The organism is Microbulbifer sp. MKSA007 (genome assembly GCA_032615215.1).
Classification (GTDB): domain Bacteria; phylum Pseudomonadota; class Gammaproteobacteria; order Pseudomonadales; family Cellvibrionaceae; genus Microbulbifer.
Window position 1 is genome coordinate 5,045,052 of sequence record CP128433.1, and the last position, 14,987, is coordinate 5,060,038.

Here is a 14,987-nt window from a genome sequence, read left to right on the forward strand (position 1 = left end):
ATTTATACAGCGAAGACATGGACCGCCGCAGCAGGCTTCAACGTCCCGCGGCCCTCTTTATACACCAAGGGTGGGAACTCAATCGCTCTCCCTTTGCACTACAAATTTATAACTTTATCTGTGGAGAATTAAATCATGGAATTCACTCAAGCGATGCTGCGTTTTTTCCAAAATGGCGGACCCTTCATGTACCCAATTGCAGTGGTCCTGGTTATCGGACTGGCAATGGTAGTAGAGCGCTGGATATTTTTATCACGCGCGCGGAATGCCAATAAAAAGGCGTATCAACAAGTATTGCCCATGTTGCAAAAACGCAGCTATCAAAGTGTCTTGCAGCTGGCCCGAGACAACGATGCAGCAATGGGCCGTATCGCCGCAGCGGGCATCAACACTTTGCAATTTGCCAAGCGCGAGGAAAATATTGCCCTGGCTATTGAGGAAGGGATTCTCGAAGCTGTTCCCCGTCTGGAAAAACGCACCAGTTACTTGGCCACTCTCGCTAATATTGCCACTCTGCTGGGCCTACTCGGCACTATTATGGGTCTGATTGCTGCATTTACTGCAGTAGCCAGTGCCGACCCATCTGAAAAAGCGACCATGCTCTCCACCAGTATTTCCGTAGCGATGAACACTACAGCATTCGGTTTGATTTCTGCCATTCCCCTGCTGTTGTTTAACTCAATGCTACAAAATAAAACCAATGAGATTGTCGATAGTTTGCAAATGGCCGGGGTTAAATTCCTTAATCTGCTGACCATGGGACGCCCACAGAAAGCGGAACAACGCACCGCTAACAGCTAAGGGATACCGCCATGCTGAACATAAATATTCGCCGGCGTGGATATGAGGAAGCGGAACTCGATATCACCTCGTTTATGAGTTTGATGACCATTTTGGTTCCTGTGCTACTGCTAAATATGGTGTTTTCCCATATCTCCGTGCTCAAGCTGAACCTGCCGGGTATCAGCGATGGAAGTTCCAGCAGTGTGGAGGAAAATCACCAGCTCGAACTCGTTTTGCGCACGCAGTATGTCGATATCAATTATCCCGCTGGGCAGCGGGTTAAACGCATCCCACACGAAGAAAACTCACCGGATTTCGCCACGATATCTATCGTTTTACAGCAGATAAAACGGCAGTTGCGAGAAAAATCTATCGACAAAGATGATCTGGTGATCCTGTCAGAAAAGGGAACGCCTTACAAAACTCTGGTCGCCGCCATGGATACTGCACGCAGCTACCGGGCTGTAGTGGCCGCATCTGTTGTTGATGCAGAACTGTTCCCCCAGATATCTCTCGGCGATGCACCGGAGCAGACAAAATAGCGGGGCCAAACTATGAAGATAAATGCAGCCGCAAAACTGCAAGAGCGCAGGCAAAGGCAAAAAAAGCAGCAGTCAAAACTGAACCTGGTATCACTGATGGATATCTTCACCATCCTGGTATTTTTCCTTCTGGTGAACTCAACCAGTGATGTTCAGGTTCTGCAGACTGATAAAACCATAAAACTGCCCAAGTCCACCTCACAACAGAAACCCGAGGTGACTACTGTAGTGCGGGTCAACAATAAACAGCTGTTTGTCGGGGACCGATTTATCGCCAGCATCGATGACATCGATCCCAGCGCAGAGAATATTGAAGCCCTGGTAACAGAGCTTAAATACCGTGCTGAACGAGCGGGAGAGCTGAGCGAAGCCCAGAAAACTCTGGGCCGAGCAGTGACTATTTTAGGTGATGAACAAGTTCCCTATGAGTTGCTGAAGCAGATCATGCACACCTGCGCAGCCGCAGACTTCCGCGATATGTCTTTCGCCGTAGAACAAACAGCGCCGGAAGATCCCTCGGGGGTGGAATCCTGATATGAGTACAGCAACCATTAGTTACGCCCCCTGGCAACTACAGGAAACAGTGCTTCCCTGGTCCGCCTCAAGAGAGGAGGATCAGCGCTTTATCAAATTGCTGCGCGGTGGCCTGATAGCCCTGGCCATCAGTGGCGTTGCCGTTGCACTGGCGCCAGTACCCGAACTCACCCGGGAACAGGCCGAAAGGGTGCCACCACAGCTGGCCAAAGTGATTCTGGAAAAAAAGGAATTGCCAAAACCCAAGCCAAAGCCGAAACCCAAAGAGCAAAAGAAGCCCGAGGAAAAGAAAAAGCCCGAAGAGAAACCCAAAAAGAAAGCGGAAACACCCGACAAGCCCAAGCCTGTGGAGAAGCCGCGCAAGGTTGAAAATCCCCCGGTTGCCAAGGTACAGCAGGCCCGGGAGAAAGCGGCCAATAGCGGTCTGAATGCACTCGCCGATGATCTGCTGGATATGCGCGAGAGTTTTAATACATCGGATATTAGCCGGGGCCAGCTCAGCTCGGGGAATGCTACTGCCACTAAAATAGAACGCAGTATGATCGCGGATAAGTCAAAAGCCTCCAGTGGCGGCGTTGCCGCCGGTAGAGTAAGTCGGGATACCGGTGGTGTCTCACTGGCCGGACGTGAGAACACCCGAGTACAAAGTACCCAGGCAACGGGTTCAGCCAAAGAAGCGGTGGCCAAGGCCCGAGGGCAAAAATCCATACGTACCGACGATTCCATTCGCAGTGTTATGGAAGCCAATAAAGAGGCCATTATTGGAATCTATAATCGCGCGCTGCGCAGGGACCCAACTCTGCAGGGAAGACTCACCGTACAGTTGGTGATCGCACCGAATGGTGCTATCGCGTCGATCAAACTGGTAGAGAGCGAGCTCAATAACCCGGCACTTGAACGCAAGTTGCTGGCGAGAATCCGCATGATCAATTTTGGTTCTGCCAACGTTGAGAGTACTACCAAGAACTACTCAATCGACTTCCTGCCTTCTTAAGTTCCGATAGCTATCTTGTTTGTAGCGTGGCGACACAGGGACGTGCCGCCATTTGAAGGGCGTTAATAGGTGGGCAAGAAGCTGATCCACCCAATCAACTAAAGCAAATCCAGCGCATAGCGACGCAATGTTTGCATAGGAATAATTTCCAGCGCCTTCACATGTGTACTCTGTAAAAATACCCGGGGTGCCATATCCAATTTCTCCGCTTCAAGCCAGCGCGCGGCACAGAGACACCAACGATCCCCTTCCTTTAAACCGGGAAAATTAAACTCCTCTACCGGTGTGCTCAAATCATTGCCGCGACTGCGGGAAAACTCCAGGAACTTATCAGTCACGGCAACGCAGACGGTGTGAGAACCGAGATCCTCTTTACAGGTGTTACAGCAGCCATCGCGAAAGAAGCCTGTCTTCGGGTCCAGGCTACAAGGCACCAGTGGATCACCAAAGACGCTGACTGAATTTTCTATCTCCATTCCTGACTCTCTCCACTTCTATCACCAATTAGCTGAATGTCCACCAGCTGCCAGCGCAGACCATTGCGTTGCATCAACATGCGCAATTCAGGCCGACCATGCTCACCATATTCAACACTCAGATGATTGAGGTCGGTAAAATGCCAGCCCATGCGCTGCCAGGAATCTTCATTCTCTTCCGCTGCAGAAGTCTCATTCTCGGAAATATCCGGTGTTTCACCACCCTGTCGATAAATTTCCCGCTGAAATGCCTCCAGATCCTCTCCCCCACGAAGAAGGTCGGCAATGCCCTCAGGAGTAATAAACTGTTGTAAAAGTGGATCCATAAAGAAATTTGCACCAGCACTGAGTAATTCATCAAATTCCTGAGGAATAGAGTTACTTAGAGAATTCCTAAGTTGCTGCTGTAAGCGGATCTTTAAATTGTCACGTAAAACAGGAAAATCGACATAGCGCTCTAACGTGTCGATACTCTCAGCTCTAACCTGCGGCTGATCGGATTTAGCCATTTTCGCCGCACGCTGCAATTGCTCGATGGAATAAAACGGCAAGGCGACATACCCAGCGGTAATCAACACCAAAACCAGGCCGCTCATCCACAGTATTTTTTTCATCAATTCTATTCCTTAGTCACTCCCCGGGGATTTTATGCTGAGAAAGATGTATCACCTAATTTGCCAATGTATTGGCGTGGCATTGTTCGCCACTCCTGCCTATGAGATATTTCCCTCCCAAGACTCTGCACCCCATTAATAATCTAAATCTCAATAAGGACAGCTAACAGGATGAGTGACATCTATACGGCACCAAAAGCCGATTTGGCAAGTACGCGGGAAATGGAGGAATTCGGCTCTGTAGAGAAGGGGATTGCAGGGGACTATTCGTTTTCTCTCGGTGAAGCCCTCAGTGAAGGGTGGCAATTATCACTAAGCAATATGGGAACTATATGGCTTAGTTTTATTCTTTACGCACTGGGCGCATCCGCAATAATGCTCATCCTAGCGGCATTAATGTGGGGTTCTATATCATCGGCTGCTGGTTTATCAGGCATGCTATTCCTAGTCATCTTAGCGCCTATCGCCGTAATAGTGATCGTTGCCCCTCTTATGGCAGGTTCTATGATGGTAAGTATAAAGATTGCCAGAGGAGAAAAAACCAGCGCCACCGAGGTATTCTCCTATTTCGATAAAATCGTGCCCCTTGGCCTGGCAATGTTTTTATTATATTTCCTCGTTTCGATTGGCTTTTACCTGTTACTTATTCCCGGTATCTATCTTTCAGTCGCCTATATGATGGCCCTGCCGCTTATCGTAGATCACAACCTGGGTCCCTGGCAGGCTATGGAGGCTTCACGTAAAGCCATCACCAAAAACTGGTTCGCCTTTTTTGGCCTTTTGCTGGTAATGATGGTCATTTACGTTGCAGGCAGCCTTCTATTCCTCATAGGATTAATATTCGCCCTTCCCTGGATTTTTGCGACTTACGGCGTTGCTTACCGTCAGGTCTTCGGCGCCCCCACTCAAAACACATAATCGGTTCTACCAAACAGGAGCGGTGGCTTGCTGGATACCACCTATAACGTCGAAACACCCGAGGGGATTGATTTGCGCGCGCGGGCCGCTGGGCCCGTGCCACGTATCCTTGCGTATGCAGTGGATGTGTTTTATCGATCATTGATATTGGCTGCGATCGGCTTTGCGTTGCTATTTGCCGGCTTTGCCGGTGCGGGTATCTGGCTCGTCTGCGCCTTTCTTCTCGAGTGGTTTTACCCGGTGTTTTTTGAAGTTTTGCGGAACGGCCAGACACCGGGCAAAAAGGCCTTTGGCCTAATGGTGGCCAACGACAACCTTACGCCGGTATCCTGGGGAGCATCCATCGTTCGCAACCTGCTACGCTTTGCGGATTTTATGCCATTTGCCTACGCCACTGGCGTAATAAGCATGACACTGGGGCGTCACTTCCAGCGCCTTGGCGACCTGGCAGCAGCCACCCTGGTGGTCTATCGCGAAGAGGAAAAGGCACCTGTTGCCCTGCCGGATACCACCCCGCTCCCACCACCACAAAACCTTCGCCAGCAAGACCAACAGGCACTGGTTAGCCTTTTGGAGCGCCACCAGGATTTAAGCGAAGCGCGTCAGCAAGAGCTCGCCAATCTGCTCGAACCGATTACTCGGAAAAGGGACAGCGATGCCTTGAGCTACCTGCGCTCCGTGGGCAGTTGGCTACTCGGTGGCAGGGGATAGGCAGAGGTACCTATGAAGCAGAGAGACTTTGAGAATCGCTACCGCGACAGCTGGGAGCAATTAGAAGCCTGGCTGAAAGCGGATCGGAACAAGTCCGAAGTTGCGGCCCTGGACCTACCCGTCGCCTACCGCAACCTTTGCCAGCAGCTGGCAATGGCAAAGGAGCGGCAATATACCAACCGCCTGATAGACCACCTCAACCAGCTGGTTATGGCGGCACATCACCGTGTCTACCGCCAGGAAACCTTGCGCCGCAAGGGATGGTTGCACTATTTGTTGGCAGGTTTTCCCCAAGCCGTGCGCGCTAATAGCCGCGCAGTACTGCTGGCATCCGCTTTGTTTTTAATACCTGGCCTGATCCTGGGAGTCGGCACTTACAACAACGATGCCCTGGTGTACGCAGTAATGTCACCGGAACAGGTTATGGGTTTTGAATCCATGTATGATCCGGGCAACCGGGTACTGGGCCGCGAGCGCGGCTCTGATACCGACCTGTTCATGTTCGGTTTTTATATCAAAAACAATATTGGCATCGCCTTTCGCACCTTTGCCGGCGGTGTACTGTTTGGCCTGGGCTCAATTTTCTTCCTGGTGTTTAACGGCATCTATATTGGCGCAGCGTTTGGGCATATCACCCGGGTGGGCTTTGTCTCCACCTTCTACCCATTTGTGATTGGCCACGGCGCCTTTGAGTTGACCGCCATAGTACTGGCGGGAGCAGCGGGCCTGATATTGGGACGCTCTCTAGTGGATCCGGGCCAACACCGACGCACGGTCGCACTGCGCCTGGCCGCTGTCGAAGCAATGAAGATTATGTACGGCACTTTCCTGATGCTGGTGATTGCCGCTTTCCTTGAAGCCTTCTGGTCCTCCAGTGCCAGCACACCGATTGCGATCAAGCTCGGGGTAGGCGCCCTGTTTTGGGTACTGGTCTTTGCGTACTTTATCCTGGCGGGACGCAGGGAGGGCGCAACTCATGCAAATTAAGAATCTGGCAGTGCGAGCCCGCTTGCGCTCTCCCTGGGAGTCTGTCGATCTCGGTATCGCCCTGGCACGAAAATACTGGTGGCAACTTTTTATAGTCTACCTGTTGCCTGCAGCACCGCTATTTGCTTTGTGTTATTGGCTGTTTCCAGAGTCACCAACGCTCTCCATCTTATTTATTTGGTGGCTGAAACCCGTATTTGATCGGCTGCCCCTGTTTATGATCAGCCGCGCATTATTTGGCTCACCGGTATCCATTGGTGAGGCATTGAAGCATTTCTTTAGCCAGAATCGTCGCGACTGGTTTATGTGGCTTACCCTCCGTCGGCTGAGCCCCACACGCTCTTTCGATATGCCAGTCACCGTGCTGGAGCAATCCACAGGTAAGGCCCGTACCTCGCGCCTTGGGGTACTGCACCGCAAACACTCTGGGGCCGCCACCTGGCTAACACTAACGCTTTACCATATTGAGATATTTCTACTTGCCGCATTAAGTGTGATGGCATTTCTGTTTATCCCTGAACAGTATTCCGATGGGATCGATTGGATCCCTCTGCTCCAAGGGGATACTCAATGGCTGGAATGGATATATAACGGACTCTACCTGTTTGTTATGGCAGCAGTAGCCCCCTTCTATATCGTTAGCGGATTTTGCCTTTATATTGGCCGTCGTATTGAGTTGGAAGGCTGGGATATAGAAATCCAGTTTCGGGACCTGCTGGAACGCCAGCAGCGTGAACAGGAGTCCCACCGCAGAAGAAAACCAAGCACTGCTGCGCTAATCCTGATCTGCGGGCTCACCTTTGGCTCATTAATTCCAGCGCCCCCCGCCAGCGCCGCATCTTTGGAAACCCCGCAGCAGGCCCAAGAGCATATTGACGAAATCCTCGCTGGCGATGAATTTCATCAAATGAAAGAGATCAGTGGTTGGCGCAAAAAAGACAAATCTGAAACAGAAGCCGTCAAAGAAAAGTTCCCCGAGTGGTTAATTAACTTTATCGAATGGCTTTTTGAGAACTCTAAAGATACGCCTGAAGTTGACGATGAAGTTAAATGGGGCCCAACAATTGCGAAAATCCTGGAGCTGCTGCTTTGGATTGGCTTGGTATTCGGCCTGGGCTATCTGCTTTGGAGACATCACGATAAAATTCTTCAGAGCTTGAAATGGCAGCCTAAGCCAAAGCAGCCCGTCCCCGAAACCCTATTCGGCCTGGATGTACGCCAATCGAGTCTGCCCGATGACGTTTGCGCGGAGGTCATGCGCCTGTGGACAGAGGGAGACAAGCGAGCCAGTTTGGGACTATTGTACCGCGCCACCCTCTCTCACCTGATTGAAGACTTCGAGTTTTATTTTGGCGATCACCTTACCGAAAGTGAATGCGCACAGCTGGTACAAGTAAGGCAACAGGAGCCGAATGAAGTACAGCGCCCAGTAAGTCCCGCCCTGAGTCAATTTGTACAAGAGCTTACTGCAAACTGGCAGCAGCTTGCCTATGCCCACCGGCCGCCAAAAGAGGCTCAGGTAAGCTCACTTTGTAGCCAATGGCAGGAGGAATTTGGCAATGACCGCTAAGAGAATTCTGTTGGCAGCCCTGGTCATAAGTGGCGTGGCACTTGTATGGCTATTCCTCACTTTCTACGAGCGCTACTCCAAGGAGATCGACAGCGGCTGGAGCATGGAAGCCAGACGAAATCCCTACCTGGCAGCAGAAAGATACCTCACCGATATCCAACTGGCGCCGCATCAGGCAGATAATATATCTGTACTCCAAGGCCTTTCCTCCGATGCCACCCTGTTTATCAACAGCTCCAGCCAGGTCTATAACCCCACCAAGGCCCAAGAACTTCTAGAGTGGGTCGAGCGCGGTGGCCACGCCATCGTTGTAGCCTATACCGGCAACTTCGACAGCGACTCCGGGCGCAGTGAAAACCGCGATTGGCTACTTGAGTCCATGGACGTCTCTATCCAAGAGGGACACAGTAAGTTCGAACTGCAAGAAACCCTGGAGCAACTGCTCGGGGAGGATGCCGTACTCGAGCCTGAGCAGAGCCCCGCTGATGCCATGCGGGAGCACAATCGCAAACTGGACGAAGGCGAAACGGAAGATGAGCCGAAGGAACAAGAGGAACCTCGCAACCCCGATGTGTCAGAAGAGGATCTGGTAACCCTGCCTGTTGAGGGCGGCAGCGAAATACAGCTATACCTCGATGCCAGCCACCTGCTCTACCACCCTTCGTTTAATGACGAGACTATCACCGATGGACCTGTCTTCTGGGCAAAAGTACGACGCGGCGATGTCGGCGTACCGTTTATGCAGTTCGAGCGCGGCAATGGTGTGATTACCCTGATGACTGACAGCACCCTGTGGCAGTCCCAGCGTATTGGCCACTTCGATCACGCCTATTTCTTACAATTGCTGGCCGGCGAAGGAGAGTTTGTCTTTCTCACCCGCCCCCGCTTTGAAACCCTTTCTAAGGTTGCTCGTCAATACGCTGCAGAGTTTTTTCTCGCCGGCGCACTGGCCTTACTCGCTTGGCTATTACTACACGGGCGCCGCTTCGGCCCCTTGCAGCCGGAGCCAGAAGTGTCCCGCCGTTCTCTACTAGAACATATATCCGCCTGCGGCCATTACTACTGGCAGGACGACCAGGGGGAAACCCTGCTGCGCGGCCATCGGGAAGAACTTCTACGTCGTCTTGGCGCCACCCATATCAACGCCACTAAAAAACGCAAACTGTGCGACAAGCTCTGTGCCTCCACCGGTATGGATGAACGGCTAATAGTTGAAACCTTGTGGGGCAAGCCCCCAACAACCGAAGAAACATTTACTGAACACATGCGTAATCTGCAGCGAATTGAGGCAGTCCTATGAACGAGACCACCCTTCAACCAGAACAACAAACCACGGGCCCGTCACCTGACTGGCAGGCTGCGTCCGCCAAACTTCAGATACTGCGCAACAATATCAACCGGTTGCTGATTGGCCAGGAGCAGGTGGTTGACCAGGTACTCGTAGCTCTGCTGGCTTCTGGCCACGTACTGCTCGAAGGTGTACCCGGACTCGGCAAAACCCTTCTGGTGCGCACCCTGGCCAACTGCTTTGGCGGCAATTTCCGCCGCATCCAGTTTACCCCGGATTTGATGCCCGCCGACGTTACCGGCCACGCCATGTACAACATGGGAGAGAGCCGCTTTGAGGTGCGTCGCGGGCCGGTATTTACCAACCTGCTGCTGGCGGATGAAATCAACCGCGCCCCCGCCAAAACCCAGGCCGCCCTGCTGGAGGTGATGCAGGAGAAGCAGGTCACTATCGACGGCCAGGCACTGAAAGTACCCAGTCCATTTATGGTACTCGCCACTCAAAACCCCATCGAGCAGGAAGGTACCTACCCGCTGCCAGAGGCGGAACTGGACCGATTCCTGCTGAAAGTCCTCATCGATTACCCCAGCCTCGAAGCGGAACTGAAATTGGCCGCCGCCGCCAGCAGTGGCCGAATTGAGCGCAGCCTGCAGGAAAAGCTGGCCGGGGAAATTACTGTCGAGGGATTGCAACAACTTCAGGCCCTGGTGCCCCAGGTGGGATTGGACGAACAGGTATTGAATTACGCCGTGCGGCTGGTGCGCGCCACCCGCCAATCACCGCAGCTGCGCAGCCCCGCCGGCCCGCGCGCCAGTATCGGCCTGCTGCAGGCAGCCCGCGCCAATGCGCTGTTACAGGGACGGGAATTTGTACTGCCGGATGATATCAAGGCCATGGCCATCCCGGTAATGCGCCACCGTATCGGCCTATCTCCAGATATGGAAATTGACGGTGAAACTGCTGACACGGCGCTGGCAATGATTATCGACAGTGTTGAGGCGCCGCGACTGTGACACAGACTGTAGCTGCAACAGAGCAACAGGCAGCACCAGCGCAAAGCGGTCGCACCGGCCCGAGTCCGCGCCTGGTCAAACTGCTCGGCTACTGGTGCCTGGCGGCTCTGGCAATTACAGCAGCGCGAATTTGGTTTCCGCAAGCCAGCTCATTTATCGGCAACCTTTGGTGGGGAGCGAGTGCCCTGTTAATCAGCGCCACCCTGCTGGACTATCTCACCGGTTACCGTGTAACCGGTCTGCAGGGGCTGCGGCGATTGCCCGGCAACCTGGCCCTGGGCGTACGCAATACTGCGCGGCTAAAACTTCACAATACCGGCCCACGCCCACTATTACTCCAGGTTTCCGACTCAATCCCACAGCAACTGGGATCGACAGGGCTGCCGCGCTCCGCACAACTTAACCCGGACCAGGAAATCACCATCGAGTACGACCTGGTACCCCGTCGCCGCGGCAGCGCCTCTTTCGGACGAATCGAGGTACTGGCCAACTCTCCCTGGGGACTCTGGCAGACGAGGGTATGGTTGGGACAGGAGCAGACCGTCAAGGTCTACCCCAATTTTCTCGGTATCTCCTCACTGCAATCTCTCTCCACCGAACAGAGCCTGCGCCTGATGGGGTTGCACCAGCAGCAGCGTCGCGGTGAGGGCATGGACTTCCGCCAACTGCGGGAATACCGCCAGGGAGACAGCCAGCGACAGGTGGACTGGCGCGCGAGCTCGCGGCTGCGCAAACTGATCAGCCGTGAATACCAGGACGAACGCGACCAGGAAATTATTTATATGCTGGATTGCGGCCGCAGGATGCGTGCGAAAGACGGCGAGCTGAGCCACTTTGACCACGCACTCAATGGCTTGCTACTTTCAGCTTATGTCGCCATCAAACAGGGGGACGCGGTCGGCTTGCAGGCATTTGCTGCGGCACAGGAGAGCAGTGGTGGACAGCTGCCTCCAGTAAAAGGCGAAAGTGCAATCAACCTACTGCTGAATAATGTCTACGACCTCCACTCTGGCACTAGTAGCGCAGATTACACTAGCGCCGCACAACAGTTGATGGCCCACCACAAGCGACGTGCCCTGGTAATCCTGATTACCAACTTGCGCGATGAAGATAGTGACGAACTCCTAGCAGCAGTCAAATTGCTGTCGCGCAATCACCTGGTGATGATTGCCAGTCTGCGGGAGACTTCTGTGGACAAATTGCTGCAACAGCCGATTCAGAACTTTGATAGTGCAGTAAACAGCGCAGCAGCGAGGAACTTCCTGCGCCGCAGGGAGCAATTACTTCAGCATTTGCAGGCACACAATGTCATAGTGGTTGACTCGAGGCCGGAGCTTTTGCACCAGTCTCTGGTAGAGGCCTATTGGCGCCTAAAGCGCAGCGGCAGAATCTGAATCGTCAAATTCACCGAGTGAGTGGGGACTCTCCGAGCCCCCACTATTTAAACCTTCTCTATAACCTTCCCACTACCCGCAATAATCCAGGGCTGTCCGGGAACTCTCCCCAATCCCGGGAATCTCTTATTGAGCGCGCTACCTCCTGGAACCTTTAGCTTCCAGCAAAGTTAGATTTATTTTTAGAATGCGCGGAAGAAAAGAAATTAAATTCCAACAAAACCTGATAAAGCTCAATTTACCTCGTATTAGTTCGCAAAAGTTAACTTGGGGCAGTGGCACTTTGCTGTATCACCCGTTAACCTCTTGTTACTCATCTCCGGGTATTTAAAATGGGCCCGGGCAAAGTACAGACCTTCTTATTTATGAGCGGTAAGCGCACCACCCAATACTGTTCCCGTCTGTCCCAGTGGCAGGCGCTATTGCTATTGCTGGTATTTCTCAGCGCGCGAGGCCTGGTTCCTGCAGGTTTTATGCCGGCAGATTTTGCAGCGGGAACGCCCTATGGGCTCTGCCATGGCGATAGCCGCAGCGCTTTATTGCTCAATGCCCTCAAAGCGAATTCCCACAGCGATCATCACGGCGACCACTCTTCAAGCCACAACCACGATACGCTTACCGCTCACTCATTTGCCGATAACCATTGTAATTTTTCCGCCGCTGCCAGTATTGCCAGCGCACCAACTACAGAACTGGAAATAGTCCTACCCGGTTTTACTCAACCGCCCTCTTATCCGGCTTTTTTCCACGTTATCTCTAACGCTTACAGCCGCCCACTAATTCGCGCCCCCCCGGTTTAATTCCTTTTTTATTCCAACATCATCACTCTGCAGTTCGCTGTGGACCGCAAGTCTCATTGCTGTCTTAACATTTTCAGCGCTTTGGGTCTTGCCAAAATACGACCACTTTTTCAGGTGGGGATATGTCGCGTGCGCCAAATATTACTCAGGCCTGCGCGCTCACTGCTGCGTGTTCGAAACGCCAGCGAAAAGGATTGAAAACCATGCATCAGAGCATCAACGCAAAAATTTTTCTGAAAAAACCTCTCAGCCTGGCACTCGCTGCCTGCTGTACCTTTTCAGCACATCTCGCAGCGGAAGAATCCGAAGAGTCAGAACCATTAAAAGATAGTGAAATGGAACAAATGGTGGTTACTGGGGTAAAGACTGAACTCCCCCTCAACCTGGTAACCGACCCGAAAAAACCCCGTCAGCCATTACCTGCCAATGACGGCGCCGACTACCTGAAAACAATTCCGGGATTTTCCGTAGTGCGTAAAGGCGGCACCAGTGGCGATCCGATGCTTCGCGGAATGGGGGCTCTCGCCTGGGAATGGTTGTGGATGGAGAAACAATGGCGGGTGGTTGTCCCAGCCGAATGGACCCACCTACAGCCTATATTTTTCCCGAGGCAATGGACGAAATTGAAGTTATTAAAGGGCCACAGAGCGTCCTCTATGGCCCGGGAAATTCCGCCGGCGTAGTTGTATTTAACCAGCAGCAGGAGCGCCCCACTGAAAGCGACTGGAATATGCATGCGAGCCTGCTCGGCGCCAGTGCCGAGCGTCGCGATGGTCTATTCGATATCTCCTATAGTTCGCCGCAGTTTTCTATCCGCAGCTCCTCGACCTCGGCATCTGCGGACGACTACGAAGACGGGGATGGCAATGAGGTAAATTCCAGTTATGAGCGCTGGAGCAGCCAGGTCAATTTGGCCTGGACACCCAGCGACGATACACGGGTCGAGTTTGATACTGCATTTAGCGATGGTGAAGCTGCCTATGCAGATCGGGGAGTCGACGGTTCCAAGTTTGCCCGTGAGAGCCACAAAGCGAAATATGTCCGCAGCCGTATCAGTAGCTGGCTCGACTCAATTGAGCTCCAGGCCTACTACAACTATATCGACCACATCATGGATAACTACAGCCTGCGCGAGTTATCCAGCACCGCTACCCCCATGGTCATGAATCTCGATAGTGAGACCACAGGTTTCAAGATGGCTCTGGTGTTTACGCCTATGGACGATGTGGAATTGACCAGTGGAATTGATGCCCGGGAAAATCGCCACACCGGCCGCTCGACCATGAACCAGTCCAACATGGACTACCGGAATATGAAGCGAGAGGCCGATGCCGAATTTAGCCAGCTGGGGTTATTTTCTGAGATCAGCTGGCAAGTCGCAGCCAATCAACGCTGGATCGCCGGTGCACGAGTGGATGATTGGGAAGTAAAAGACCTTCGCGATGAAGTTGCTCTATCCATGATGTCCTCAGTGGATAACCCCACTGGGGGAGAAACTCGCTCAGAGCTATTGAGCAGCGGCTTCCTGCGCTATGAATATGGTCTCGAGAGTGGTCCCAATAGTTCTGCCACACTCTTTGCCGGGCTCGGCTACACTGAGCGCTTCCCCGATTATTGGGAAATTTTCTCCTACGAGACAGCTGACTCCTACAGCGCACTGGATATCGAATCAGAAAAGACCACCCAGCTGGATATCGGCTATATCTATCGCGGTGAAAAACACTCTGCCAGTGTCTCCGGATTCGTCAATCAGATTGATGACTACCTGATGATTGAGAAGGATTACGAAAAAGCGGCAGTAATGAGTAGCATGGACTCTATGGGTAGTATGAATATGGATGGTATGGACTCCTCCGATACTCGCACTACCTCCATTGTCAGAAACATCCAGGCGCGCTCCTGGGGTTTGGAGTTTGACTCCTCATATCAGCTCAACGAGCAGTGGCGCACTGAATTCACCGTAACATCTGTTCGCGGTGCCAACGAAACCGATGGCACTACCTTGGCACAACTGCCGCCTCTGGAGGGCCGCCTGGGACTCTACTATGAACAGGCCCAGTGGTCAGCAGGTGTTTTATGGCGCGCTATCGCAAGCCAGGACCGGGTGGATATCGGCAAAGGCAATATTGTTGGTCAGGATATTGGTGCAACCGACTCTGCCAACGTCGTTTCCATCAATGCCGGCTGGAAACCCAGTAAAAGTGTACTGGTGACTACCGGTATCGATAATCTATTCGATGAGACTTACGCTGAACATATCAGTCGCTCTGGAGCCAATATTATTGGTTTCGATCAGTTGACTCGGGTTAACGAACCGGGACGCACTTTCTGGCTGAAAGCCATTTATCGAATTTAAAAGCTAT

The 14,987-nt window shown here is 52.6% G+C and carries 15 protein-coding genes; 13 read left to right on the forward strand and 2 right to left on the reverse strand.

The genetic code is table 11. The features are described 5' to 3' along the window. The first annotated feature begins 135 nt into the window (after positions 1 to 135). From QT397_25400 to QT397_25415, 4 genes are read left to right on the forward strand one after another with little or no spacing between them, the layout of a single operon-like run. On the forward strand, positions 136 to 801 hold the full coding sequence (locus tag QT397_25400; protein ID WNZ56135.1) for a MotA/TolQ/ExbB proton channel family protein: 666 nt from the start codon (positions 136 to 138) through the stop codon (positions 799 to 801). An 11-nt stretch (positions 802 to 812) separates the two neighbouring features. After that, positions 813 to 1,325 (forward strand): biopolymer transporter ExbD, encoded by a 513-nt coding sequence (locus tag QT397_25405; GenBank protein WNZ56136.1) that lies wholly within the window; start codon positions 813 to 815, stop codon positions 1,323 to 1,325. Positions 1,326 to 1,337: 12 nt separating this feature from the next. Then, positions 1,338 to 1,859, forward strand: a complete 522-nt coding sequence (locus QT397_25410; protein ID WNZ56137.1) for a biopolymer transporter ExbD — start codon at positions 1,338 to 1,340, stop codon at positions 1,857 to 1,859. Position 1,860: 1 nt separating this feature from the next. Next, positions 1,861 to 2,853, forward strand: a complete 993-nt coding sequence (locus QT397_25415; protein ID WNZ56138.1) for an AgmX/PglI C-terminal domain-containing protein — start codon at positions 1,861 to 1,863, stop codon at positions 2,851 to 2,853. Between the two features lie 98 nt (positions 2,854 to 2,951). Here the strand turns inward: QT397_25415 and QT397_25420 are convergent, their stop codons facing one another. Both QT397_25420 and QT397_25425 read right to left on the reverse strand, forming a co-directional pair. Next, complete coding sequence (locus tag QT397_25420) at positions 2,952 to 3,329, reverse strand: DUF2237 domain-containing protein (protein ID WNZ56139.1); 378 nt, start codon at positions 3,327 to 3,329, stop codon at positions 2,952 to 2,954. Continuing rightward, positions 3,320 to 3,943: a DUF2939 domain-containing protein gene (locus tag QT397_25425; GenBank protein WNZ56140.1), complete on the reverse strand. Its 624-nt coding sequence runs from the start codon at positions 3,941 to 3,943 to the stop codon at positions 3,320 to 3,322. Before QT397_25425 ends, QT397_25420 begins: the two co-directional genes overlap by 10 nt. A gap of 171 nt (positions 3,944 to 4,114) precedes the next feature. On the opposite strand from QT397_25425, the gene QT397_25430 reads away from it, so the two are divergent. From QT397_25430 to QT397_25470, 9 genes are all read left to right on the forward strand, one after another. Beyond that, a complete protein-coding gene (locus QT397_25430; GenBank protein ID WNZ56141.1) occupies positions 4,115 to 4,861 on the forward strand; it encodes a hypothetical protein in 747 nt (248 codons plus the stop codon). Positions 4,862 to 4,888: 27 nt separating this feature from the next. Beyond that, complete coding sequence (locus QT397_25435; protein ID WNZ56142.1) at positions 4,889 to 5,572, forward strand: RDD family protein; 684 nt, start codon at positions 4,889 to 4,891, stop codon at positions 5,570 to 5,572. A gap of 12 nt (positions 5,573 to 5,584) precedes the next feature. Beyond that, positions 5,585 to 6,559: a stage II sporulation protein M gene (locus QT397_25440; GenBank protein WNZ56143.1), complete on the forward strand. Its 975-nt coding sequence runs from the start codon at positions 5,585 to 5,587 to the stop codon at positions 6,557 to 6,559. Beyond that, positions 6,549 to 8,129, forward strand: coding sequence for a DUF4129 domain-containing protein (locus tag QT397_25445; GenBank protein WNZ56144.1), 1,581 nt, complete (start codon positions 6,549 to 6,551; stop codon positions 8,127 to 8,129). The genes QT397_25440 and QT397_25445 overlap by 11 nt, the downstream gene beginning before the upstream one ends. Beyond that, positions 8,119 to 9,429: a DUF4350 domain-containing protein gene (locus QT397_25450; GenBank protein WNZ56145.1), complete on the forward strand. Its 1,311-nt coding sequence runs from the start codon at positions 8,119 to 8,121 to the stop codon at positions 9,427 to 9,429. Before QT397_25445 ends, QT397_25450 begins: the two co-directional genes overlap by 11 nt. Beyond that, positions 9,426 to 10,430, forward strand: a complete 1,005-nt coding sequence (locus QT397_25455) for a MoxR family ATPase (GenBank protein ID WNZ56146.1) — start codon at positions 9,426 to 9,428, stop codon at positions 10,428 to 10,430. The genes QT397_25450 and QT397_25455 overlap by 4 nt, the downstream gene beginning before the upstream one ends. Continuing rightward, positions 10,427 to 11,824, forward strand: coding sequence for a DUF58 domain-containing protein (locus QT397_25460; GenBank protein WNZ56147.1), 1,398 nt, complete (start codon positions 10,427 to 10,429; stop codon positions 11,822 to 11,824). The genes QT397_25455 and QT397_25460 overlap by 4 nt, the downstream gene beginning before the upstream one ends. Positions 11,825 to 12,156: 332 nt before the next feature. Continuing rightward, positions 12,157 to 12,624, forward strand: coding sequence for a hypothetical protein (locus QT397_25465; protein WNZ56148.1), 468 nt, complete (start codon positions 12,157 to 12,159; stop codon positions 12,622 to 12,624). Between the two features lie 553 nt (positions 12,625 to 13,177). Next, a complete protein-coding gene (locus QT397_25470) occupies positions 13,178 to 14,980 on the forward strand; it encodes a TonB-dependent copper receptor (protein ID WNZ56149.1) in 1,803 nt (600 codons plus the stop codon). Positions 14,981 to 14,987 lie beyond the last annotated feature (7 nt).